The sequence below is a fragment of the Alteromonas sp. ABV2_168 genome, assembly GCF_056161165.1.
On the sequence record NZ_JBSWYQ010000010.1, the window covers coordinates 1 to 24,201 of the forward strand.

22 protein-coding genes and 6 tRNA genes are annotated in these 24,201 nt (G+C 49.5%); 13 read left to right on the top strand and 15 right to left on the bottom strand.

Annotated elements, in window-relative coordinates; all coding sequences use genetic code 11:
* Positions 1 to 283: 283 nt before the first annotated feature.
* From ACXAH4_RS14800 to gltX, 3 genes are all read right to left on the bottom strand, one after another.
* Positions 284 to 359: transfer RNA gene (locus tag ACXAH4_RS14800), tRNA-Glu, on the bottom strand.
* Positions 360 to 495: 136 nt separating this feature from the next.
* A tRNA-Ala gene (locus ACXAH4_RS14805) sits at positions 496 to 571 on the bottom strand.
* A 90-nt stretch (positions 572 to 661) separates the two neighbouring features.
* Positions 662 to 2,071: a glutamate--tRNA ligase gene (gltX, locus tag ACXAH4_RS14810; RefSeq protein WP_474882445.1), complete on the bottom strand. Its 1,410-nt coding sequence runs from the start codon at positions 2,069 to 2,071 to the stop codon at positions 662 to 664.
* A gap of 300 nt (positions 2,072 to 2,371) precedes the next feature.
* Between gltX and ACXAH4_RS14815 the strand changes: the two genes are divergently transcribed.
* From ACXAH4_RS14815 to ACXAH4_RS14835, 5 genes are all read left to right on the top strand, one after another.
* Positions 2,372 to 2,447 (top strand) — tRNA-Val (locus tag ACXAH4_RS14815).
* 36 nt (positions 2,448 to 2,483) lie between these two features.
* Positions 2,484 to 2,559: transfer RNA gene (locus ACXAH4_RS14820), tRNA-Val, on the top strand.
* 50 nt (positions 2,560 to 2,609) lie between these two features.
* Positions 2,610 to 2,685 (top strand) — tRNA-Val (locus tag ACXAH4_RS14825).
* A gap of 123 nt (positions 2,686 to 2,808) precedes the next feature.
* Positions 2,809 to 2,884: transfer RNA gene (locus ACXAH4_RS14830), tRNA-Val, on the top strand.
* A gap of 261 nt (positions 2,885 to 3,145) precedes the next feature.
* A complete protein-coding gene (locus tag ACXAH4_RS14835) occupies positions 3,146 to 4,771 on the top strand; it encodes a response regulator (protein WP_474851154.1) in 1,626 nt (541 codons plus the stop codon).
* 23 nt (positions 4,772 to 4,794) lie between these two features.
* On the opposite strand, the gene ACXAH4_RS14840 is transcribed toward ACXAH4_RS14835, so the two are convergent.
* Together ACXAH4_RS14840 and moaA are read right to left on the bottom strand one after the other, a co-directional pair.
* A complete protein-coding gene (locus ACXAH4_RS14840; protein ID WP_474882447.1) occupies positions 4,795 to 5,352 on the bottom strand; it encodes a GNAT family N-acetyltransferase in 558 nt (185 codons plus the stop codon).
* A 23-nt stretch (positions 5,353 to 5,375) separates the two neighbouring features.
* Positions 5,376 to 6,344: a GTP 3',8-cyclase MoaA gene (gene moaA, locus ACXAH4_RS14845; RefSeq protein ID WP_474882448.1), complete on the bottom strand. Its 969-nt coding sequence runs from the start codon at positions 6,342 to 6,344 to the stop codon at positions 5,376 to 5,378.
* Between the two features lie 186 nt (positions 6,345 to 6,530).
* Here moaA and ACXAH4_RS14850 point away from each other — a divergent pair, with 186 nt between their 5' ends.
* Both ACXAH4_RS14850 and ACXAH4_RS14855 read left to right on the top strand, forming a co-directional pair.
* Positions 6,531 to 8,318, top strand: a complete 1,788-nt coding sequence (locus ACXAH4_RS14850; RefSeq protein WP_474882450.1) for an ABCB family ABC transporter ATP-binding protein/permease — start codon at positions 6,531 to 6,533, stop codon at positions 8,316 to 8,318.
* Positions 8,318 to 8,530 carry a DUF3820 family protein gene (locus ACXAH4_RS14855; RefSeq protein WP_119500860.1) on the top strand — a complete coding sequence of 71 codons (213 nt, stop codon included), beginning with the start codon at positions 8,318 to 8,320 and terminating at the stop codon, positions 8,528 to 8,530. The genes ACXAH4_RS14850 and ACXAH4_RS14855 overlap by 1 nt, the downstream gene beginning before the upstream one ends.
* A gap of 46 nt (positions 8,531 to 8,576) precedes the next feature.
* On the opposite strand, the gene ACXAH4_RS14860 is transcribed toward ACXAH4_RS14855, so the two are convergent.
* A complete protein-coding gene (locus tag ACXAH4_RS14860) occupies positions 8,577 to 10,214 on the bottom strand; it encodes a rhamnogalacturonidase (RefSeq protein WP_474882452.1) in 1,638 nt (545 codons plus the stop codon).
* Between the two features lie 196 nt (positions 10,215 to 10,410).
* Positions 10,411 to 10,800 (bottom strand): DUF3224 domain-containing protein, encoded by a 390-nt coding sequence (locus ACXAH4_RS14865; RefSeq protein ID WP_303574944.1) that lies wholly within the window; start codon positions 10,798 to 10,800, stop codon positions 10,411 to 10,413.
* A gap of 67 nt (positions 10,801 to 10,867) precedes the next feature.
* Here ACXAH4_RS14865 and ACXAH4_RS14870 point away from each other — a divergent pair, with 67 nt between their 5' ends.
* On the top strand, positions 10,868 to 11,209 hold the full coding sequence (locus tag ACXAH4_RS14870) for a hypothetical protein (RefSeq protein WP_474844832.1): 342 nt from the start codon (positions 10,868 to 10,870) through the stop codon (positions 11,207 to 11,209).
* A 6-nt stretch (positions 11,210 to 11,215) separates the two neighbouring features.
* On the opposite strand, the gene ACXAH4_RS14875 is transcribed toward ACXAH4_RS14870, so the two are convergent.
* From ACXAH4_RS14875 to ACXAH4_RS14885, 3 genes are all read right to left on the bottom strand, one after another.
* Positions 11,216 to 12,562, bottom strand: a complete 1,347-nt coding sequence (locus ACXAH4_RS14875) for a class II 3-deoxy-7-phosphoheptulonate synthase (protein WP_303574946.1) — start codon at positions 12,560 to 12,562, stop codon at positions 11,216 to 11,218.
* 356 nt (positions 12,563 to 12,918) lie between these two features.
* A complete protein-coding gene (locus ACXAH4_RS14880; protein WP_349585535.1) occupies positions 12,919 to 13,407 on the bottom strand; it encodes a low molecular weight protein-tyrosine-phosphatase in 489 nt (162 codons plus the stop codon).
* Between the two features lie 229 nt (positions 13,408 to 13,636).
* Positions 13,637 to 14,326, bottom strand: coding sequence for an SDR family NAD(P)-dependent oxidoreductase (locus ACXAH4_RS14885; protein ID WP_474844831.1), 690 nt, complete (start codon positions 14,324 to 14,326; stop codon positions 13,637 to 13,639).
* Between the two features lie 190 nt (positions 14,327 to 14,516).
* On the opposite strand from ACXAH4_RS14885, the gene gdhA reads away from it, so the two are divergent.
* Entirely contained in the window at positions 14,517 to 15,857 is a 1,341-nt protein-coding gene (gdhA, locus tag ACXAH4_RS14890; RefSeq protein WP_474844830.1) for an NADP-specific glutamate dehydrogenase, read from the top strand.
* 73 nt (positions 15,858 to 15,930) lie between these two features.
* Here gdhA and pobA read toward each other — a convergent pair whose 3' ends face one another.
* On the bottom strand, positions 15,931 to 17,109 hold the full coding sequence (gene pobA / locus ACXAH4_RS14895) for a 4-hydroxybenzoate 3-monooxygenase (RefSeq protein ID WP_474844829.1): 1,179 nt from the start codon (positions 17,107 to 17,109) through the stop codon (positions 15,931 to 15,933).
* Between the two features lie 210 nt (positions 17,110 to 17,319).
* On the opposite strand from pobA, the gene ACXAH4_RS14900 reads away from it, so the two are divergent.
* Complete coding sequence (locus ACXAH4_RS14900; RefSeq protein WP_474844828.1) at positions 17,320 to 17,622, top strand: hypothetical protein; 303 nt, start codon at positions 17,320 to 17,322, stop codon at positions 17,620 to 17,622.
* A gap of 223 nt (positions 17,623 to 17,845) precedes the next feature.
* Positions 17,846 to 18,562: a dipeptidase PepE gene (pepE, locus tag ACXAH4_RS14905; protein ID WP_474882453.1), complete on the top strand. Its 717-nt coding sequence runs from the start codon at positions 17,846 to 17,848 to the stop codon at positions 18,560 to 18,562.
* Here the strand turns inward: pepE and bioD are convergent.
* From bioD to bioB, 4 genes are read right to left on the bottom strand one after another with little or no spacing between them, the layout of a single operon-like run.
* Positions 18,539 to 19,213 carry a dethiobiotin synthase gene (gene bioD / locus ACXAH4_RS14910; RefSeq protein WP_474882454.1) on the bottom strand — a complete coding sequence of 225 codons (675 nt, stop codon included), beginning with the start codon at positions 19,211 to 19,213 and terminating at the stop codon, positions 18,539 to 18,541. The genes pepE and bioD overlap by 24 nt on opposite strands.
* 3 nt (positions 19,214 to 19,216) lie before the next feature.
* Positions 19,217 to 20,011: a methyltransferase domain-containing protein gene (locus ACXAH4_RS14915; protein WP_474882455.1), complete on the bottom strand. Its 795-nt coding sequence runs from the start codon at positions 20,009 to 20,011 to the stop codon at positions 19,217 to 19,219.
* Positions 20,008 to 21,165 (bottom strand): aminotransferase class I/II-fold pyridoxal phosphate-dependent enzyme, encoded by a 1,158-nt coding sequence (locus tag ACXAH4_RS14920; protein ID WP_474844824.1) that lies wholly within the window; start codon positions 21,163 to 21,165, stop codon positions 20,008 to 20,010. The genes ACXAH4_RS14915 and ACXAH4_RS14920 overlap by 4 nt, the downstream gene beginning before the upstream one ends.
* Positions 21,165 to 22,265 carry a biotin synthase BioB gene (gene bioB, locus ACXAH4_RS14925; RefSeq protein ID WP_119500846.1) on the bottom strand — a complete coding sequence of 367 codons (1,101 nt, stop codon included), beginning with the start codon at positions 22,263 to 22,265 and terminating at the stop codon, positions 21,165 to 21,167. The genes ACXAH4_RS14920 and bioB overlap by 1 nt, the downstream gene beginning before the upstream one ends.
* 98 nt (positions 22,266 to 22,363) lie before the next feature.
* On the opposite strand from bioB, the gene bioA reads away from it, so the two are divergent.
* Together bioA and ACXAH4_RS14935 are read left to right on the top strand one after the other, a co-directional pair.
* Entirely contained in the window at positions 22,364 to 23,635 is a 1,272-nt protein-coding gene (gene bioA / locus ACXAH4_RS14930; RefSeq protein WP_474882594.1) for an adenosylmethionine--8-amino-7-oxononanoate transaminase, read from the top strand.
* 15 nt (positions 23,636 to 23,650) lie between these two features.
* Positions 23,651 to 24,181 carry a DUF2937 family protein gene (locus ACXAH4_RS14935; RefSeq protein WP_474882457.1) on the top strand — a complete coding sequence of 177 codons (531 nt, stop codon included), beginning with the start codon at positions 23,651 to 23,653 and terminating at the stop codon, positions 24,179 to 24,181.
* Positions 24,182 to 24,201 lie beyond the last annotated feature (20 nt).

The following is a 24,201-nucleotide window of genomic DNA, read 5'->3' on the forward strand; positions in this document are numbered from 1 at the left end:
TAGGCCTCTAGACGAAGGGGACAGAAATTTTGTCTTGCGAAGCATGCTTCGCTAAATTTCTGTAAGGCGATTCACGATTTATCGTGAGAGCGACCTTATCCTAGGTTCGAAAGCAAGCTTTCGAGATTTTCAGTAAGGCGAATCGAGCCCGCGAGATGAGCGACCTTATTCCTCTTACTGACTTTCAAGTCCTGAAGATGTTTAAATGTAACTCACTGATACAAGCTACAAACAACAACTCCGGCCTATTTCACAGTATTAACCGACTGTGACGCGATACAAATGGCGTCCCCTAGGGGATTCGAACCCCTGTTACCGCCGTGAAAGGGCGGTGTCCTAGGCCTCTAGACGAAGGGGACTGAAAATCTGTTTCGAAAGCAAGCTTTCGAGATTTTCAGTAAGGCGAATCGAGCCCGCGAGATGAGCGACCTTATTGCCTTACCTAAGAACTTACCGGAAAATACATTTCCGACTACTGTAAATTCTTTAAGAATTTGGTGGAGCCAGGCGGGATCGAACCGCCGACCTCCTGCATGCCATGCAGGCGCTCTCCCAGCTGAGCTATGGCCCCGTACTTGGAATGGTCACTGTATTTCGTGTGACTGTTCCGTGACAGCGGGGCGCATTCTAGGCATACCCCACTGCCCTGTCAACGGTTTTTTTAGGAATTTTCCCTGTTTGCTATAAAAGTAAGCGCTTTGTTTATTCTCTCTTCAATTTTGGCTTTTGAGAGCAAATTCAACGTTACATCCAGCGACGGAGAGTTACCACTTCCGGTTGCTGCAACACGTAAAGGCATACCGACTTTACCCATTCCCACACCCAGCGATTCTGCCGCCGCATTAATAGCAGCACCGATATTTTCCGGATCCCATTCTTCAATAGCCAGCAGTTTCTCTTTAACCACCTCGAGAGGCTCTTTGGCAACAGGTCGCAGATGCTTTTTCGCAGCATTTGCATCGAAGTCTTCAAAATCCACATAGAAGTATGTACTGATTTCCGCCAGCTCTTTAAGTGTTTTGACACGATCAGCCTGAATGGCAATCACCGATTCCAATGCCGGTCCGGCAGCCAAATCGATATTCATCTCATCAAAATGCCATTTCAGACGTGACGCAACCTCACTGGCTGGCAGAGTTTTCATGTAGTGTTGATTCAGCCATACCAGTTTTTCAGTATTAAAAGCAGAAGCAGACTGACCAATGGCGTCCAGATCGAAATATTCAATCATTTCTTTCAGTGAGAAGATTTCCTGATCCCCGTGGGACCAACCCAGACGAACCAGATAGTTAAGTACCGCCTGCGGCAGATAACCATCATCACGATACTGCATTACACTCACGGCACCGTGACGCTTAGACAGCTTCTTGCCATCATCACCAAGAATCATAGATACGTGAGCGTATTCAGGCACCGGCGCACCCAATGCTTCCAGGATATTAATCTGGCGTGGCGTGTTATTAATGTGGTCTTCGCCACGCACTACGTGAGTAATACCCATATCCCAGTCATCCACTACAACACAGAAGTTATAAGTAGGCGAACCGTCAGAACGTTGAATGATCAGATCATCCAGCTCTTTATTACTGATTTCGATTTTGCCACGGATATGGTCGTTAATGACTACCGTGCCTTCCAGCGGGTTTTTGAAACGGATAACAAAAGGCTGACCTTCCGGGTGATCAGTACGGTCACGCCATGTACCGGGATAACGGGGCTTCTCGCCGTTTTCTTTTTGCTTTTCACGAATGGCGTCCAGTTCTTCTGAACTCATGAAGCACTTATACGCTTTACCTTCATCCAACATTTGCTGAATCAGTTCTTTATAACGGTCAAAACGTTGTGTCTGATAATACGGACCTTTATCCCAGGTCAGACCCAGCCATTGCATACCATCAAGAATGGCTTGCTTGGCTTCTTCTGTTGAACGTTCCAGATCGGTATCTTCTATACGAAGAACAAATTCGCCACCTTTGGCTTTTGCATATAACCAGGAATAAAGTGCAGTACGGGCACCACCAACGTGAAGATAGCCTGTAGGGCTGGGAGCAAATCGCGTTACGACAGACATGTAGTTTCTCTATCTTTAAATGGAAGTAAAAATTGCGTGCATTCTACCAGCCAATCCGGCGTGGCAAAAGCCAGCTATCGTGCCATTATTTAATATCAGCGGTTAACTGCGAAATAATGGACGGAATTTTCATATTATGCTTAAAATTCCGCCACCCACCGGACACAGAAACATCAGCACCCTGCGAATTGATCGGAATTCAATCAGGCAGTCATTTTTCCGTAATTTTGTTGTTGACACCATCGAATGCAACCCTATAATACCGCCCCACTTGTCCAGCACGGACAGGTAACAAACAGCGGACGCTTAGCTCAGTTGGGAGAGCATCGCCCTTACAAGGCGAGGGTCACTGGTTCAAGTCCAGTAGCGTCCACCACTTCTCCTTGAGCGGTGGGCTGTTTGAAAAGAAAGAGGACGCTTAGCTCAGTTGGGAGAGCATCGCCCTTACAAGGCGAGGGTCACTGGTTCAAGTCCAGTAGCGTCCACCACTTTCTCACTATCACTGTGAGCAGTTTCTTTCTTTTAGCAACAAATTACCGGACGCTTAGCTCAGTTGGGAGAGCATCGCCCTTACAAGGCGAGGGTCACTGGTTCAAGTCCAGTAGCGTCCACCAATTTTCTTTGGATTTGGTACGGCGAGGGTCACTGGCTCAACAACTTCGTTGCATTCTTTTAATAAGAGCTTCGAGTAGACGTCCACCAGTTCCCTTTTAAAAATTTGTTGCAGAAAAAAATTCGGACGCTTAGCTCAGTTGGGAGAGCATCGCCCTTACAAGGCGAGGGTCACTGGTTCAAGTCCAGTAGCGTCCACCACTTTCTTTTCAGATTCCTTGTTTCATTTATATATCAAGTAACGTGTCCGTTCACTGGTTCAACAACTTCGTTGCCTGCTTTTGAGAAAAATGCTCAGCAAGCGTCCATCACTTCCCTGTTAACTTTCCCATTCTCTTTGTATTTCAAACCGTGCTAAGGTGCTGATTAACTATTGCAGTTGATTTTCCTAATAGTTTTGCAGGATGCTGCCGATACAAAAACAGCACAATGTATTGCTATGGACAGGTAGTAACACGCACGATGAATATCAAGCTTGCCCGCGCTATTCGTGTTCTGATTGTAGATGATCAGATCCTGGCGAAGGGATATTTGAAATACACAATGGAAGAACTCGGGTTCCAGCAAATCAGTTATATTGATAAAGCTGACGAAGCCCTGCGCCTGATAAAAGAAGAAACCTTTGAACTTGTGGTGTGCGCGTATGATCTGCGGGAAGAAAAAGAAGGTTATTTTCTCTACGAACAACTCAAAGCCCACAAGATCCTGCCTCTGACCACTGCGTTCGTTTTTATTTCTTCAGACACTACTGCTGAGATTGTTCATTCAATCGTTGAACTGCAACCTGACGAATTTCTTGCCAAACCGTTCTCGGTAAAAGAGCTGGATAAACGCCTGAGTCGCGTACTGGTTCGCAAACAAGCACTCAAAGATGTTTATGCGTTAATGGACAAGGGGGATTTCGAAGGGGCACTTGACGAACTTGAGCGCTTTTTGACAGAACCCAAAAACGCTGAATTTTTCCCGCTGGCCCTGCGAACAAAGGGTGAATTACTGCTTTTATGCGAACACTTCGAAGAAGCCGCTGATTTTTATCAGGCCATCATCAATGTGCAGGATTTTACCTGGGCAAAACTGGGACTGGTTCGTTGCTACCTGCAACTGGATAAAGATGATGAAGCGGAAAAGCTTATCCTCAGGCTGGCATTTCAGCCGGATGCCATGCTCAGCGCCTACGATTTACTGGCGGCGTTGCAGATAAAGCAACAGGAGTTCGATGATGCGCTGGAATCTGTCACTCTGGCATCCTCAATCTCTCCCCGTAATGTGCACCGGCATAAACAGGCCGTGGATTTATCTAAGATCACCCATGATTTCCCTGCGCAATTTGACGCAGCAAGGCGGGTGGTAAAATACGCTAAAAATTCTATTCACGACAAACCTGAAAATTACCTTAATGTGGCCCGCGCCGGCATTGATTTTGCCATGACCGCCGATGCAGCAGAGACAGGAAAACTTGTCAGGCAAACGCAGGACTTTATCCGTCAGATGAAAGAAGCGTTTCCGAAAGCGGAGGTCGACAGTGAACTCAAGGTCATTGATGCCAGGCTGTATTATCTTGAAGATGAAACCGATAAAGCCCGCATGCTGTTGAGTCAGTTACAAAATGCCGATATGAGCCATGAAAATACTGAAGGTCTGATGGACAGAGCAAAAGCTTTTCATGAGGTTGGCTTGCAGGAACATGCGCTGGCGATTCTGGATGAAGTTGAGCGCCGTTGTGTTACCGATGAAAGTCAAAGTGCGCTGTTTATGCATTACCTGAAGCAACAACAGCAGGAGAAGCGGGAGATTGCAGAAAGCCCGAAAGCGCTGAATAACACGGCTGTAAACTATTTCCGCGAAGGGGATGTGGCCAATGCGCTTATTGCCTTCCGCCAGGCATTTACGGTTATGCCAAAGAACCCGGCCATAGCGCTGAATCTGCTGCAAACCACCGCGTCTGAGCTAAGGGATAACCCTGCCAGGCAAACAGAAGATAATAAAAAATTAATTTTCAACTGCATGAAAACGCTGGAGTCGGCCACTCTGACAGATGAACAGGAACGCCGCTATCACCGGGTGAAAAGTAGTCTCAGCGGCCTTTAATCACCTGATCAGTTGACGGTTTCTCAGCACACCGGTTTTGCTGGTAACAGTGTCTGCCGGTAAACCACGACTTCATCATTGAACACTGCATCAGAATAGAGATAACGGTGCGAAAACGTCATACCCAGTTTTTCCATTACGTTTACTGATGCCTTGTTATCCGGCAGTGCAATGGCTGAAAACTGGTTTGTCCCGTTAACATATAACGCCTGTTTGACTTGTGCTGCGGCCTCGGTGGCAATCCCCTTTCCCCAGGTTTTGCGGTGAAAGCGCCAGCCCAGCTCCAGATTATTATCATCCCTTTCACCGGTGAAAAATCCGAAAGGCCGCACCAGAATCCAACCCAGATCTTCCTGTGGTGACTCCAGAGCACTCACCCGCCAAAGCCCCCACCCTTTCGGTTCATCAGAAAACGCCCGGATCCGCGGAATAAACTGTTCCCGAATCGTCTCCATAGATGTTTTTTTACCGCCATTGATGTACTTCATCACGGCTTCATCCTGATCCACCGACCACAAAAACTCTGCGTCATCTGCGGTGACAAAATTAAAGGACAATCTTTTTGTATGAGGAATGTGCATGATTTGCTACCCGCGGCCGGTAATCAGCCGCCCAACATCGCAAGATGTGACGTTGCTCCGGTATTACCATCCTGCAGATAATGCGTCGCGTGCTTCTGAGTCAGCAACTGCTGCAAGTGTGCCATTAATGCCTGCACATCACCCTGCTGCAGATAAGGGCGAATATCAATACCGTGCTCACTGAACAGACACAGGTGTAACTTGCCGTTTGCGGCCACCCTCAGACGATTACAACTGGCGCAGAAATCTTTGCTGTAAGGCATGATGAGACCAATGCGGCCTGCGTAATCCGGATGATGAAACTCCTGCGCAGGACCGGCATCTTTGCTGCGCAATACCGGCATCCAGCCTTCATTAAGCAGCTGTTGCTTCAGCGGCCCGCCGGATAAGTGTTGTTGTGCAAAGAATTCAGGATGATCACCGGTTTCCATCAACTCAATGAAACGTAACGTAATCGGCGTGTCTTTCAACCAGTCTTTAAACTGCTGAAGTTGTTTACCGGCAAAATGTTTAAGGTAAACAGAATTCACTTTCACAGTCATGCCAGTATCAATCGCAGCACTGACACCATCGAGCACCTGAGTTAATTTATTCTGTCCGGTAATGTCGGCAAACTGGCGGGGATCAAGACTGTCAATGCTCACATTAACCTGATCAAGACCGGCATCACGCCATTTTTGTGCATCTCTGGCCAGGCGTCCGCCGTGGGTGGTGGTCGCCACTTTATTAATGCCGTCAGTGTTCTTACACAGTGCAATCACGTCGATAAAATCCCGCCTCAGGCTGGGTTCACCACCGGTGATCCGGATTTTAGATGTGCCAAGACCGGCAAAGGCCTGTACCAGCATATCTATCTCAGGCAGCGTAAGAAATGTGTCGTCAGAAGGCCCGTGGTATCCGTCAGGCAGGCAATACTGGCACTTAAAATTGCATGCTTCTGTAATGGATAAACGCAGATAATGAAACCGGCGACCAAAGTTGTCCTGTAACAAAAAGACACTCCCGCTTAGCATTGGCCCTGTAAAGACAGGAAAATGAAAGAAACAATTCAGATTAGCACTTTACCACGAAAGAACTATATCGTCATGAACACAAAAAATGCGTTTAACGTGAAACTTTGAGCGCGCAACGCTTTGCGGTACTCTTATTTACATACAGTCGTACACCACATTTTCACGATGAGACCATCCCGATTTAATGTTTCACCGGACACACCGGTGCGCTGGCACGTGCTGAATCAGCTCTGGCCTTATTTACTTGAGTTTAAAAGCCGCGTTGCCTTCGCGCTGGCCTGCCTGATCATGGCAAAGCTTGCAGCAATCGGTCTGCCCTATGTACTTAAATACACAGTCGATTCACTGAACACAAAAGATGCGGCCACCGGTCTGGTTGCCGTGCCTCTGGCATTAATTGTGGCATACGGTACGTTGAAATTGCTTAACGTGATCATCGGTGAAGTCAGAGACACGCTGTTCGGACGGGTCACTGAAAGGGCCATGCGACGTATGGGGTTACGGGTTTTCAAACACTTGCATAACCTTGATTTGTCTTTCCATCTGAACCGTCAGACCGGCGGTTTGTCGCGGGATATAGAGCGTGGTACCAGCGGTATCAGCTTTCTGATGCGGTTTATGGTATTCAACATCGGCCCTACCCTGCTGGAAATTCTGATTGTAACCGGCCTGCTCTTTTTTCAGTATGGCCTTTCTTTTGCCACTATTATCCTTGCCTCCGTCATTGCGTATGTAGCTTATTCCATGAAAGCAACAAACTGGCGAACGCGCTTTGTTCATGCCATGAACCAGGCAGATTCATCAACCCACTCAAGGGCGGTAGACAGCTTACTGAACTTTGAGACAGTGAAGTACTTCAGCAATGAGGCATATGAAGCCAGCCGTTACGACAATAACCTTGCTGACTGGGAACAGGCCAGACGTAAAAACCGGTTATCGTTATTTGCTTTGAATGGCGGTCAGGCGTTCATCATCGCAGTGGCAATGACGGCCATGCTGGCAAACGCCGCTTACGGCGTCGCACGGGGCGACATGACCATCGGTGATTTTGTATTAATAAACGCATTTACCATGCAAATATTTATGCCCCTGAACTTTTTAGGGTTCGTTTACCGGGAGATCCGTGGTTCCATGGCAAACATAGACAATATGTTCGCCCTGCTGGATACCCGTTCTTCAGTGCAAGATGAAGACAATGCACCGCCACTGAACATCACCCGTGGCGAAATCTGTTTTGAGAATGTCAGTTTTTCTTACCGCGATGACAGGCCTATCCTCAAAAATATCAGTTTTACCATCAAGCCAGGTGAAAAGGTGGCCATTGTGGGTGCCAGCGGCGCCGGTAAATCGACGCTTGTCAAATTGCTTTTCCGCTTTTACGACACTAGATCGGGGCGCATATTGATTGACGGACAGGACATCCGGAAAGTGTCGCAGCAATCATTGAGAGAAAGGCTTGGCATTGTCCCCCAGGACACCGTGTTGTTTAACGATACGTTGCTGGAAAATATCCGCTACGGTAACCCGGATGCCAGTGAGGCGGATATCGAACAAACCATTCGTACCGCCCATCTTGACAGTTTTATTGCTCAATTGCCTGAGAAGGGCGAAACCCGTGTGGGTGAGCGGGGATTAAAACTCTCCGGCGGGGAGAAGCAACGGGTAGCCATCGCCCGTGCAGTGCTGAAAAACCCGCCCGTACTGCTTTTCGATGAAGCCACTTCCTCTCTGGACAGCGGTGCTGAGCGTGCCATCATGGAGGCCCTGTCTGAGCTTGCTTCCGGACACACTACGATTATGATTGCACACCGGTTATCAACTATCACAGATGCAGGTAACATTCTTGTACTAAAACAGGGCGAACTGGCAGAACAGGGTACCCATCAGGAATTGCTGATGCAGCAAGGCGAATACGCACGCCTTTGGACTCTACAACAAAAACAGGAAAACTAATGGATCCGGCGTTCTTAAAAACTGCAGTTAACGCACAGATGCCTTTCGGCAAATATGCCGGCAGAAAACTGTTCTATCTGCCGGAACCTTATCTGGTGTGGTTTCACAAACAAGGCTTCCCGCAGGGAAAGCTTGGCGAACAACTGGCCCTGATGTACGAGATCAAATTAAACGGGCTGGAAGCTGTCGCTGAGCCCTTGCTTGAGGACTGACTGCAAAACCGGCGTCACGGAGTCTGTCATTCAGAACCTGCTGAATTCAGAAACCGCTGAAGCCGGTTGCTTTGTCTGCTGAAAGCGTCTCTGTTTTCTCCCCGTGGGAAGAGAATCTGATATCACGACTTTTAATTACAGTGATCTGGCCTTTCTGCGCGCCCTCCGGCAATGACATATTCCGCAGCGTGATGTCGTTGACACTATCGAAGACGAGCACAGAACGGGTATCAGGTGCTTCAAGCTGCAGGTTGATATTTTCAAGCGTTATGTCCTGTGCGTACCGCATGTACAAACCGGAAGCAGGCAATAACCCGAACATTGCAGGTTCAGGATAGGCTGCACGACGCTCCGGCACATCAAAAGGCGAATGTCGCGGTTCCTCTTCTTTCAGGGCAAAAAAGGCGCTGATGTGATCAGGTTTCTGAGCGAGCACATCTTCCCGCGTCAGTCCGCCGCCGGCGATCAGATACATATCTTTCAGGGTTACCTGAGACACCGGCGATTCCGGTAACCCCTGGATGATCACCGGAAAACGTCCGTCAGAATGACTTACCGTTACATCTTTAATCAGCACACGACGAATAGCACCCGGCGGCGTATTTTCCGGCCCGCGCATGCGTGCACCGTTATAAATAAAAATGGGAGAATTACTGACCCGGTTCATCACCAGACCGGATGCAACGACATCTTCAATAATGCCGCCGTCTACGGTTTCCAGCGCCAGACCGCGACTGTGATCAAACACCACATTACTGATAGCAATGCGTTTGAAACCACCGTTAGACTCGGTACCCAGCTTTATCCTGCCCGTTGCCCCGTCTCCATCCGGTGCAGCGCCCTCCATTGGCTGATAAGTGCCATCAAGCATAGTACCCATGGCATAACCACTGACAATACTGTTGCTGATGGTCACATTTTCGGTAGCGATGGCTTTGCCCATCACATAGGAACTTTTCAACACGATAGCATCGTCATTGGGGCTGTTAACCACCACGTTGCTTATCCGCACGTTTTTACACACGTCTATATCAATGCCATCGCGGTTGGTATCGATGCGCAGATTATCGATGGTCAGGTTGTTAATGGCGGTGGCGAGGATCCCGAAGTGCCCGCCGCGATAAATACTGAAGTCCCGGAAAGTAATGTTCCGGCCGCCCTTTATCGCAATGGCTTTGTTACCCGGATTAACTGAAGGTGCCGGCCCCAGTGGCGGGTATAAGCCTTTCCACAGCCCCTTACCGTCGATCAGTCCACTGCCGGAAATGGTGACATCGTGAATATTTTCGCCCCAGAGCAGGCTGTTTCTGAAATGACTGTGACCAAAATCCTGGTACTTATATTTTTCACCCCAGATATTGGGCTCAGGTTTCAGATATCCTTCGCTCTCATCCTGCGGTGTTGCAGCCAGCAGCGTTGCGCCATTCGCAAGGTGCATATCAACCTGACTTTTCAGCTCAACGCTGAAGCTCGCGTAAGTGCCGGGCGGAAAATACACCGTTCCCCCACCATCCCTGCTGGCAGCGATGATGGCAGCATTAATCGCATCTGTGTCCCTGCTTATACCGTCGCCAACGGCCCCGAAGTCTCTGACGTTATAGTACCCCTGCATGTCCTGAGCCTGCACGTTCTGGATGAAACCGATTACCCAAAGTAAAGACAACTGAAAGAACACTCTGCGCATGTAACACTTCCGCCGGTAAATTTAAAAGCCACCATAAAAAATCATGCTAATGACAGAGCAAACTTATCGTCAATTGAAACTGCTGATGCAGCCTGTTACAACGGCTTAAATAATCAGAAACTTCCATATCTGAATATGTAGGGAGTACCTGCGCTTTTGTAAATGATTGCAGAGCGGCAGTCCCGCACGGGAATGTCTACAACGAATAGTCGAATACGTAACTATGCTCCCCACCCTCCCGAATGATTTTCATATCACCAGAAAGGCCAGATAACGCTTCTGTGCCGGAGTCCGGCACCACTTTTAAAATAAGGGAGTCTTTGCCCTTATCCATCACACCGAAATGTTGCAAAGCAAATGAGCCTGACTTCCCATTCAGGGTTCCGGACACAATTTCTATTGCCACATATCCTGCAGAGCCGGGAACAGCTGTCATCAGGGATAACATTTCGCCCTTGCTTGTGGCACTGAGGGCACCGTGAAATGTTTTTTCTATGGTCATACGACCGGGATTCATCCCGTCTTTCGCTGTCATGAAGCCTTCAACCGGCTGTAACGACACATCAAATTTGCCCTGCACTTCCATTGTACTTTCTCCGTAATGAGTTAGAATAACACTGTATAACCATACAGCAAACTTAAGAAGTAGCAAGATGTATTCAAGGTCAAGAAGACAACGGGATGCGGATATCGACAACCGTATACTGCAAATCCACCGGGCAATTGCTGACAAGGTAATAAGTAATCCGGTGCTGCTCGCGCAGGCAGAAGAAACGCTGGAAGCCCGTTATCAGCAAAAGCTCCTGCGTTACGGCAGTTATCTTTTATGGCACAGCATGCTGGAATTAAAACATGACGCGGAAGCATTCAAAGCACAGTTACTCAGCGATGAGCCACGCTGGAATGCGTTACGAAGAAACACCATTTTTACCGGTGTGTTAACAGAGCAGGAAAGAGAAGTAGCGCTGGCGACTTTTGCCGCCAGCGGGAAATAGACAGGCTTATGCGCCTTTACGTAAATGGTCTGCTACCAGAAACGCCATTTCCAGTACCTGATCGGCGTTCAAACGCGGATCACACTGGGTTTTGTATGCCTGTTTCAGATCTTCATCTGAAATTTCATAAGCACCACCGGTACATTCGGTAACATGCTGACCTGTCATTTCCAAATGCACACCACCGGCATGAGTACCTTCAGCTTCGTGGGCTGCGAAGAACTGACGAATTTCGCTTAAAATCGCATCGAAGTTACGGGTTTTATAACCGCTTGATGCCGAGAACGTATTACCGTGCATCGGATCTGAACTCCATACCACGTTACGGCCTTCAGCTTTAACACGACGCAGTAAGCGCGGCAGGTTCGCTTCCAGCTTATCTGCGCCCATACGGGTAATGAAAGTGAGACGCCCCGGGTCATTGTCCGGGTTCAGCACGTCAATCAGTCTGATAAGCTCATCCTCATCCATCGTCGGACCAACTTTCACACCGATAGGGTTATGAATACCACGGAAAAACTCAACGTGGGCATGATCAAGCTGACGGGTACGCTCACCAATCCACACCATGTGGGCAGAACAGTTGTACGGTTTACCGGTTAACGTGTCGATACGGGTGAGAGACTGTTCGTAGTTAAGTAACAGCGCTTCATGCGATGTAAACAGGCTCGTTTCATGCAATGAAGGCGTGTTCAGCGCATTCAGACCAATCACCTTCATAAATTCCAGAGAATCCTGAATACGGCTGGCAATGTCAGAATAACGGTCTTTCAGCGGGTTATTCTCTAAAAACGCCATATTCCAGCGGTTAACTTCGTTTAAGTCAGCCAGACCGCCTTGAGCAAATGCGCGCAGCAGGTTTAGCGTAGCCGCACTGCGATGATAAGCATCCAGCAGACGGTTCGGATCAGGGCGACGGGCTTCTTCGGTAAACTCAAAGCTGTTGATGATATCGCCACGGTAACTGGGCAATGTCACACCATTAATCGTTTCGTAGTCAGAAGAGCGCGGTTTGGCGTACTGACCGGCCATGCGGGCAACTTTAGTGACAGGACAACGGCCGGCAAAAGTCATCACGATTGCCATTTGAAGCAAGACTTTAAACGTGTCACGGATCTTAGGCGCATTAAACTCGTCAAAAGACTCGGCACAGTCACCGCCCTGCAGTAAAAAACCTTTTCCCTGACACACTTCACCAAGCTGACGGCGCAGCTCACGTGTCTCAGCAGCAAAAACCAGTGGCGGATATTTGCTTAATGTTTGCTCTACAAAAGCGACTTGTTCCTGATTATCGTATTCAGGTTGCTGCAGGATCGGTTTTGATCTCCAGCTGTCAGGTTGCCAGTTACTCACGCTTTCTCCTCATTGTTGGCAGCGATGGCACAGAAAAATTGATGTCCCCGGACGATACAACCGGTGCCGCTTCAACGGCATCAGTTCATGCATGTCTCTGTTGGTGTAGTCTGATTTGTGTAACGGGTTCAGCAGAAAGGTTGCGAAGTGCAATGATGAACCTGAATGTACTTTATCGCGTATCCTGCGGCCAATAAGGCTGACAGCTACGTCTTTATATGAAACACCTGGCGGGAGTCTACCACAATTCAACCGGTGCCGGAGGTTTCATCACAGAAATTTGGTGAGTTTTTTGCGATGGCTTATAACAGAGATGGCGACGCAAATTTTTAGCGGGCGTTACAGCCCGCAATGACCTAACCGGCGGGCTTTTGTTGCTTCAGATGACGGATAAAACCATCCGATGCCTGCTCGATTAAATCCAGCACCAGTTCAAAACCCTGCTTCCCGCCGTAATACGGGTCCGGCACTTCCTTTTCATCGCCCGGGGCAAAGTCGAGAAAATAATGAATACGGTGCTGTTCTTCCTCAGGACTCACCTTCATCAGATTCTCATAGTTACTGGTGTCCATGGCCATGATGTAATCAAAATCAGTAAAATCTTTATCTTCTACACGGCGACATTTAATACCTTTAAAGGAATAGCCACGCTGCACACCCACTGATACCGAACGGCCATCCGGCTGCTTTCCGATGTGATAACCGTGGGTACCGGCCGAATCAATTTTGAGGTCTAAACCTGCCGCTTTCGCTTTGTGACGAAAAACGGCCTCAGCCGTGGGTGAACGGCAAATATTGCCCAGACACACAAAAAGCACTGATGTTTTCTTTTTCGACTTAAACATGTCAATTTTCTTATTTTCTGCGGTATATCTGTCAAGCAACCAGTTATGACCGGCGCCCGGTTCAGACCCGCTGTACTACCCTAAGGAAAATCCTTTCCACAATTTCGCCGCATAGACTGCCATAATTTGGCCTGTGCATAAACGAATTCTTAACAATGATGGTGTAAGCGAAGATTTAAGCAGGCCGCACATACAGCCCGCCTCCGGTATAAAACCGGACAATGTATGCTTACCAGCCGGTAGCTTTTTTATCTCTGAAAAACTGTCCGGAAGGACCATCCTTACCAAGTTGTCCCAGCCAGACGGCGGTTTCAGCCCCCTGCTGTGGTGTTCGCGGTGCATCACGTCCTCCCATGCGGGTGTGTACCCAGCCCGGACACATGGCATTAATTTTAATATTCTTCTCGCCGGCCACCTGTGCGGCAAGGTGTTTTGTCAGTGCATTCAGCGCGGCTTTACTGACGGCATAGGCCAGCGGCCCTTCCATCCCTTCTGAAAAAGCGCCCCACCCCGATGAGACATTGACGATGCGACCATACCCCCTTTCACACATGCCGGGCAGAATTTGCTGAATCAATGTCAGCGGACCGTTTACATGCACCTGCATTGCCTCTTTCAGTGAATCAGAAGACACGTCCTGCCAGTCTTCTTCATGGAGTACACCGGCGTTATTTACCAGCACATCCACACCGCCATAAATGGCCTGAGCACGCATAATATTTTCTTTAGCTGCCGCTTCATTGGACAGGTTAATTTCTATTATCTGAATGTCTTTGCCGACAATGTCCTTCTTAATCTCTTCGCCGGCTTCTTCATCCCGGCAGCCAAGCAACACCTTGAAGCCCGCCTGCGCATAGCCACGAACGATTTCCAGGCCAATACCGCGGTTGCCGCCGGTTACCAGTACAGTTGAGGTCATAATGTCTCCTGTCATCCAGTGAATAAAGTCAGTTGTATTGTTGGGTACGCGCCACTACCGCCAAGGTTCAACCACGGTCCATGCAATCCCGTTCAGAACAGCCGTAAACCTCAGATGATAAGGAATTAATGATCAACATCAGTGCCGTACAGGTAAGCAATACAAATAATTTATTGAAACGGAATGCATTATGAGTCAACTATCAAATCGTGACAGCGTGCTTAAATGGCTGACAGAATTGTACGGCGAACAAAAGGAATACCTGCAGGCCGTTGAGGAGATTGTGGATCATGTCATGCCAGTCTCAAACGCGTCGGAAGCTTACAAACGCTATGACGTGGTCAGAAGACTCTGCGTGCCCGAGCGTATCATTCACTTCAATGTGCAGTGGATGAACGATGACGGCGGGGTCGAAATACACCGTGGATGGCGCGTACAACACAACGGCCTGATTGGTCCATATAAAGGCGGCCTGCGCTTTCACCCCACCGTCAACGAGTCTGTTTTAAAATTCCTCGCCTTTGAACAATCCTTCAAAAATGCATTAACCGGCCTGCCCATGGGCGGCGCGAAGGGAGGCTCTGATTTCAATCCGAAAGGCAGAAGCGACACTGAAATCATGCGCTTTTGCCAGGCGTTCATGGCTGAATTGCAGCGTCATATCGGCCCGCAGACCGACGTGCCCGCCGGCGATATAAACGTCAGCAGCCGTGAAATCGGGTTCATGTACGGCCAGTACCGCCGTATCCACAATCAATTTGGCGGCACACTGACAGGAAAAGACATCTCATTCGGTGGCAGCCATGTGCGCACAGAAGCCACCGGGTTCGGCTTGATTTACATGTTGCAGGAAGTATTGGCTGCTCATGACGATAACCTCGAAGGCAAACGCACCGGTATCAGCGGCGCGGGCAATGTTGCGCTGCACGCTGCGCTGAAAGCCTGTGAATCCGGCGCTGTGGTAACAAGCCTGTCGAACAGCCGTGGTTGCCTGATAAAAGAGAACGGTTTGTCAAAGCAGGACATTCAGTTTGCTATTGAGCAGAAGCACAACTATGACAACATCCTCTTAGCCATCAGGGAGAAGAGTGGCGGAGAATGGCACGAAGGCAAAAAGCCATGGCATCATTCCGCTGATATCTGCCTGCCCTGCGCGACGCAAAATGAGCTGGATGAAGATGACGCTGATATGCTTTGCCGGAACGGCGTGAAGTATGTGCTGGAAGGTGCAAATATGCCGTGCACTGCTAACGCACAGAAAGTGTTTGCTGAACACCGTATTCCTTTCGTACCGGGTAAGGCTTCTAACGCCGGCGGCGTCGCATTGTCAGGCCTGGAAATGATGCAGAACGCCAGTTTTCGCAGAAGCAGTTATGACACACTGGATAAAGAACTGAAAAAAATCATGAAGCACATTCATGAGCAATGTGTGAAAGAAGGCCGTGAAGACGGTTTTACTGATTATGCAAAGGGCGCGAATATCGCCGCATTCAGACGTCTGGCAGATGCGATGGTTGCTCAGGGCCTGTAGTTCGTTAATAAGAGAAAAATCCCGGCGTGCTTGCCGGGATTTCCATAACGTCTGGCGATGATGTAAAGCGCTGTTAAAGTGGCAGACCTATGTAGTTTTCAGCAATAGTGGTCTGTGCTGCTTTTGAGCCGGCAATGTATTCCAGTTCCGCCACCTGCATTTTGCGATCAAACTCTCCGCTTTCAGGGAAACGGTGCATCAGCGTGGTGAGATACCATGAAAAACGTGACGACTTCCATACGCGGTTCAGCGCTTTTTCAGAGTAAAGGTTAATGCCATCAGATTGCTTTTCTTTGAAGTAACTGATTATTGCTGCCGACAAGTAGGTGATATCCGAAGATGCCAGATTGAGCCCTTTCGCGCCGGTGGGCGGCACGATATGCGCAGAATCTCCCGCCAGGAACAGGCTGCCGTGACGCATGCTGCCAAAAATAAATGAACGCAGTGGTGCAATGGATTTTTCGATTGAAGGTCCGGTCACCAGCTTTGAGGAGATCTCAGGACCCAGACGAACAGCCAGTTCATCCCAGAACCGTTCATCAGACCAGTCTTCCACCTTTTCATCCAGCCCTACCTGGATGTAATAGCGGCTGCGGGTAAGCGACCGCATTGAAGATAAGGCAAAACCGCGGTCGTGATTACTGTAAGCCACTTCGTGTGTGGCTGGCGGCACATCTGCCAGCACACCCAGCCAGCCGAATGGATAGACTTTTTCCACGTAGTTCGTGTTGCTTCCCGGCATGGCTTTACGGGAAGGCCCGTGGAAGCCATCACAACCGGCGATAAAACGACAATCGATACGATGAGGTTCGCCGTTTTTTGTATAAGTTACGCAGGGTGCTTCGGTTTCAATATTATGCAGAGCAACATCATCTGCATCGTATACCCGCATTACACCGCGACTGTCTGATGCGTCCATGAGATCTTTGGTAATTTCAGTCTGGCCGTAAACAACCACCTGGCTGCCGGTCAAACCCTTCACATCAATTTCAATGACCCTTTCGCCATCAGCGAGAATAACGCCGTCGTGAGGTAAACCTTCAGCTTTCAGTCTGCTGTCCAAACCGAGCTTTTCCATTACCTGTAAGGTGCACTGTTCAAGCACTCCGGCGCGGATACGGCTTAACACATAATCCGGTGATTTACGTTCTACGATGATACAGTTGATGCCTGCCTGAGTGAGCAGGTGGCCCAGCATCAGTCCCGACGGGCCTGCACCGATAATAGCGACATCAGTTTTGGTGGTATTCATTTTCTTCTTCCGGCAAAGGGCTAAATTGTTAACCTATCGTGAATGAATTTAACACCTGCGTTTAGTCACTATTCCCGCAATCAATTGTACTTTTTCGTCAAATTAACATTTGACATACCGTTGAACAGCGTAAAGAAATCGAAAAGAAAAGAACACAAAGACCATTCCGGTAGTCAGTTAAGAATACCTTAAGCCCAACCGGAACAAACTATGGTAAAGAAACAATCGATTAAGCGCTGTGTCATTTTTGTAGCAGGGTTCAGTGCACTTGCCGCCTGCGCAGCGGAACGGGAAGAAAGGCCTTCAATCCCTCAGGAAGCATTTGACGCCTGTGCATCTTCATCAGAGGGTGACAGTTGCTCCATGAGCGGCCGGGATGGTGAGACAGTGTCAGGCCAGTGTGTGGCACCGCCATCCGGACCAGACGAAGACACTTCATCAGAAGAACTGGCCTGCCGGCCTGATAATATGGGTGAGCCTCCTGGCCGGAGACCGCCTCAGGGACAATTCTGAGTGGTAATACAGTTGTAAACCTTCACTCATCCATGCCACCGTTTCCCCTCAAACTGTGTTCTGTTTGAGGGGAAATCAGTTACAGAATATGAAAAGTAACCGCGCCGTTCCGGTTTTATTCCTCTCTCCCTTTCCAAAAAGTTATTTGTACACCACACTAAACACAGGGTTCGTGTTCGCGTATCATCTTTTAAAATCAAAAAATTCAATTTCCGGAGTGACCATGCCTGCTCATGTGCTGATGCTCAGCAGTTCCCGTGTGGGAGACGAAGACTATCTCGCCCACGCCAAACCCATGATCCTTTCTCATTTAGGTGACAAACGGGACGTGCTGTTTATTCCTTACGCCGGTGTGACAGTATCTTTTGACGAGTACACGGCAAAAGTACAGGCTGCTTTACCTGAATGCCGTGTTACCGGGTTACATACATTTGAGCATCCGGCACAAGCAGTAACAGAAGCCATTCAGGCAGGCAAAGCAATATTAACCGGCGGTGGTAATACCTTTAATTTGCTGGCAAATCTGTATAAAAACTCGCTTATTGCGCCTATATGCCTGGCCATTGAATCAGGCGTTCCCTACATCGGCTGGAGTGCCGGTTCAAATATTTGCGGTGCTACCATCAGAACCACCAATGACATGCCTATTATCGAGCCGCCGTCGTTTGACGCGCTGGCACTGCTTCCCTGTCAGTTGAATCCGCACTATTCCGATTATCACCCGCCGGGTTTTAACGGGGAAACCCGCGATCAACGTCTTGCTGAATTCACGAAGCTGAATCCGGATACAGCGGTACTGGCAATACGTGAAGGCACTGCGCTTGAGCTGTCTAAAGGTAAACTGACATTTAAAGGGGAATATGGCGGTTTTGTATTCTCAGGAAAAGAAAAAACCGCCATTAAAGACGGTGATGACTTAAGCCAGTTTCTGCACCGTTGATACCAGGTCTGCTACCGTATTCTCATCTGCGCCGAAAGGAATTTCGGCCAGCATGGGAGCAGGCAACACGGCTTTAAGTGTCGCCAGATTTTCATCGTATACCGGCATATCAGCAGACAACTGATTCGCCACCCAGCCTTTAATGTTCAGGCCGTCATTCAAAATGGCTTCACAGGTGAGTACGGCATGATTCAGACATCCCAGCCGCATGCCCACTACCACAATAACATCCAACTTAAGTGCCTGAACGATTTGTGGCATCCAGAGGTCATTACCTAACGGTAACCGCCAGCCACCGGCACCTTCCATGAGCATAAAGTCAGGGTGCTTCCCTGCCAGATGTTCGTACCCTTTGATCAGATCTTCTTTTTCAATTTTTAAACCTGCCTGCTCTGCAGCAATATGCGGTGCAACAGGAGGCTCAAGGGTCACCGGGTTCACTTCCTGAAGTGATACGGGCAAGGATGATGCTGCATGCAAAGCTCTTGCATCTTCGTTGCTGAGCGTGCCGTCAGTGACTTCACATCCGGCAGAGACTGGCTTGTACCCCACTGAGGAAAGTCCGGATTGCGCCGCAGCCTGTAAAAATAGAGACGACACAAAGGTTTTACCCACTTCGGTGTCGGTACCGGTAACAAAATAAGCATGCATAAATTAGCGTTCCAGCGATATCTGTAATACGTGATAAGTGAGGGGCAGCGTGCCGGCCGGGGCGGTACAGAAAGCCTTTTCCAACGCTTTCAGTGAATTGCGGGTGAAAGAATGTTGTGCGTGTCCGCTGTCTGATAAGCCAGCACCGGCTTTAGTAATTGAATGCAGCAGACTGCGTATTCCGTCAAAGTGCTCTGTATACGTTTCAACCGTACTTTTCACTACTTGAAAGCCAGCCTGACAGGCTGCTTTTTCCCACACCAGTGACTGAGGTAAAGTGTTTACGGATTCAGGCAACCCCGCCACTGAACGGGCCTGAATAAGCTCGTGAAAAGAACCGGCAACCATAATGGCTAACTGCGCTCTGCCCCCGGGTTTAAGCACCCTGGCAATTTCCGGCATCGCAGTGGCAGGATCATCACTCCACTGCAACGCCATTGAGGAAAATACCGCATCAAATTGCTGTGCAGAAAAAGGCAGTGCATCCGCATCACCTTCTTTGAATGTCAGAGACGGATAATCCCGCCGCGCCTTTTGGAGCATATCTGCGGCAATATCGAGACCGGTAACTTGTGCACCGTTTTTCGCCAGCAACACGGTTTCCCGCCCTGTGGCGCAGCCGATATCAAGCACCCGGCTGCCCGGTTCAACGTGCAACAAACTGCGGGCATGGGCAGCGATACGGGCCTGAACTCCTGCCACCTGATTATATGAATGAGCGGCACGGTCAAAGCAAGCAGCAATCGCCTGTTTGCGGGTTACGGCTGTTTCAGCGGTTTTTGAAGCGGGTTGATTCACACCGCCTCCATAGCCAGCATTAATGCATCCACCAGCACGCTGATATCCCGGGCACTGTGTTGAGCAGTAATGGTGATCCGCAATCTGTCAGCCCCTTTCGGCACTGTCGGATAACGTATTGCCGGTACCCATATTCCACGTTGTTTCAGCGCTTCTGACAGCGCCAGCGCCTTATGAGGATCGCCGCACATCACAGGCTGAATGGCACCGACAGATTCAGTTAACTGAAGGCCCTGCGCCAGAGCAAGCGAACGAAACGTCGCAATATTCTCATGTAACGTTTTCCGCTCGTCACCCGTTGATATGGCCGTAAGCGAATACAAGGTAGCAATAGCCTGAGAGGCCGGCAGCGCGGTGGAGTAAATATAGTGCCTGGCGTGATTGACCAGATAATCAATAAAGGCCTGACTGCCGGCAACGAAGGCACCGGCTGTACCCACCGCCTTACCGAATGTGCCCATCAGTACCGGCAAATCCTGCTGTGTAAGCTGATAGTGCTCTGCCACACCGAAACCATTTTCGCCCAGTACGCCAAATCCATGGGCGTCATCCAGCATCAACCACGCGCCGCTGTCACGACTTTGTGAAACAAGTCCTTTAACCGGTGCGCTGTCTCCGTCCATGCTGAAAATACTTTCACTGGCGATAAGGGTATCGCCGGATAAACCGGATAGTAGTATTTCGCAGTGCGCTAAATCGTTATGACGGAAACGCTTGAATTCAGCTTTGCTGGCAAGCACGCCGTCAATGAATGAAGCGTGCATATATTTGTCGGCCAGTACGTTGCCACCATTTTGAAACAGTGCCTGACAGATGGCCTGATTCGCTGCAAAGCCGGAATTAAACAGCAGTACCGCTTCACGCTGAAGATGCTCTTCAAGATAGGCTTCAAGGGCCGCATGGGCCTGTGTGTAGCCTGTCACTAACGGAGACGCGCCGCTGCCACCACCAAACTGGGCTAAGCCTTCTACCCAGCTTTGCAGCACACCCGGATGCTGACGCATGCCCAGATAATCGTTACTGGCAAAGTTCAGATAGTGCTCGCCGGCTATACAAATAATGCCGTCTTTTTCATATTCCACACAATGCCGGCGACGCAAGTAACCGGCATCCTGCTTTTTCTGAAGCTCAGCATTGATAAAATCAAATGCCATCAGGCCTCCGCAGGCGCGGTTTTACGGGGCGCGGTGGCATCGTAAAACAAGTCAGCCGGCGCTGATTGCGCGGCAATTTCTTCCTGCAATGCCTGCTCATGAGCTTCATCAGAGAACTCGCGGGTACGCTCAGCGTTAATGCCCAGCTTGCGGAATAACAACACGTCTTCGTGGGTATCCGGGTTAGAGGTTGTCAGCAGCTTGCAACCGTAAAAAATAGAGTTGGCACCGGCCATAAAACACAGCGCCTGCATCTGTTCATTCATGTTTTCACGGCCGGCGGACAAACGCACGTGTGAGGCAGGCATCATGATGCGTGCGACCGCAATGGTCCGGATAAATTCGAATGGTTCGAGATCGTCCACTTTATCCAGCGGCGTTCCTTCTACTTTCACCAGCATATTGATAGGAACACTTTGCGGCTGTTCCGGCAGATTAGCCAGTTGCATCAGCAGGCTTGCACGGTCTTCTGCAGATTCCCCCATGCCCACAATACCGCCGGAACATACATTCATGCCGGCATCACGCACATTCTGCAAGGTATTAAGACGGTCGTCGTAGGTACGGGTTGTAATGATGTCACCGTAAAACTCAGGGGAAGTATCCAGATTGTGGTTGTAATAATCCAGACCGGCCTGCTTCAGTGCCACAGCCTGCTCGCGGGTAAGCATACCCAGCGTCATACAGGTCTCCAGACCAAGCTTTTTCACTTCAGACACCATCTGTGTGACATAAGGCATATCGCGGTCACGGGGGTTACGCCAGGCAGCTCCCATACAGAAACGGGTGGATCCGGTGGCTTTCGCTTCTTTAGCGCGCTGAATCACTTTTTCAATTTCCAGTAAGCGCTCTTTTTCTAATCCGGTATCATAGCGTGCGCTTTGCGGGCAGTATTTGCAGTCTTCCGGGCACGCGCCGGTTTTAATTGATAATAACGTGCTCACCTGCACTTCGTTCGGATCGAAATACTGACGGTGAACAGTTTGGGCTTTGAACAGTAAGTCATTAAATGGCAATGCGAAAAGTGCCTTAACTTCGGCTTTGGTCCAGTCATGGCGAATGTCTGCCTGATGTTGTGGTGCGTTGGACGCGATGGTCATGCCCTATCCTTTACTAATGAGAAATGCTGGCTTAGTCTATGCCTGGTTACAGAGTTGTCAACTCTGACCATTTCCAAACCTTTACCAATGGTTACATTTTGAGCAATATTGAGTTTGATCGCCAGCATATCTGGCACCCTTATACGTCTGCCGTCTCCCCCCTGCCCTGTTTTGAGGTGACCGGAGCTGACGGCGCAGAAATTACTCTGGCCACCGGTGAGAACCTGGTCGACGGTATGTCGAGCTGGTGGGCAGCCATCCATGGCTACAATCATCCGGTATTGAACAACGCAGCCAAACAGCAAATCGACAAGTTTTCCCATGTCATGTTTGGCGGTCTGACCCATGACCCGGCGGTATCACTTTGCCGCACGCTGCTTGATATGGCACCCGACGGCATGAACCGGGTCTTTCTGGCCGACTCCGGCTCAGTTTCCGTTGAAGTGGCACTGAAAATGGCCTTGCAGTACTGGGCCTGTCAGGGGCGTCAGGAAAAGCACCGGATTATCGCGCCCCGCAATGGTTATCACGGCGATACCTTCGCCGCCATGTCGGTATGCGATCCGGTAAACGGGATGCACAGCTTATTCTCCGGTGTACTCAGCAAACAGGTGTTTGCGCCGGCCCCGCAAACCCGGTTTGATCAGACCTTCAGTGAAGATGATATTTTGCCGCTGCAGGAATTATTTGAACGCCATCATCATGAATTAGCCGCTCTCATCATTGAGCCGGTGGTTCAGGGTGCCGGTGGCATGCGGATTTATCATCCGGAGTACCTGAAACGCTGCCGTCAATTGTGTGATGCCTACGATGTGCTGCTTATCTGTGATGAGATAGCCACGGGATTTGGCCGTACCGGAAAACTGTTCGGCTGTGACCATGCACATATCAGCCCGGATATCATGTGCGTAGGCAAAGCGCTCACCGGGGGTTATCTGACACTCGCTGCAACATTATGCTCAGAAGATGTGGCACAAGGTGTGTGCCAGGGAGAACCCGGCGTATTCATGCACGGCCCGACATACATGGGTAACCCGCTGGCCTGTGCTGTAGCGAATGCCAGTCTGTCACTGATTAATGAAGGGCACTGGCAAAAACAGGTAGCCGGCATTGAATCACAACTGAAAGCCAGCCTGCCAAATTGCAAAGCGCTTCCCGGTGTGGCTGACGTGCGGGTGCTGGGTGCAATCGGTGTGGTTGAAATGAAACAACCGGTCAATGTGGCCATACTGCAGAAGCATTTCGTCGGAAAAGGGATCTGGATCCGGCCTTTCGGTAAACTGGTTTATATCATGCCACCGTACATAATCACTGAAAGTCAACTTGAAAGACTGACAACGGGCATTTATGACACCTTAGCCAGTCTGTAAAACAAAGGATGAACAATGCAGCTGATGGCCCTGGTAATTGATAAAATTCTGTTCGCAGGACTCTTCATCGCTGCATTGCAGGTTCCCATTCTGGCGGATCATTACCGCCAGTATCTCTCAGGCTACTACGATGCCACCAGAGAACAGGTCATAGAGCTGGAAAATCTGGCCAGACAATTCAATTTCAGTTCTGTAGATGCGTTAATAGAAAGCCTGCGGAATAACGCCGATGGCGTGGTGCAGCAGGACGCTGAAAATAAAGCCGCGCTGCAAGCGAAACTGGAAGAAGCAGACAATGGCATAAAAACCCTCTCCACCGGCAACTACTTTGAGCAGGCCCGCTATATGTTTGCCCCCGCAAGGAAAGATACTTTATTCAGAGTGCTGGATAATTTTGCGCCGTCCATCCCCCTGACACCGGCGGCCATTGTATTCAGTCTGATTGTTGCCATTGCATTGAACATTCTTGTGGTCTCGCCTCTTTGGGCCGGTCGCCGGGTGTATCACTGGCGTCAGGCGAGAAAGGCGCGGGTCCGGTTCAGTTAAGATAAGCATCAGGGACCCCG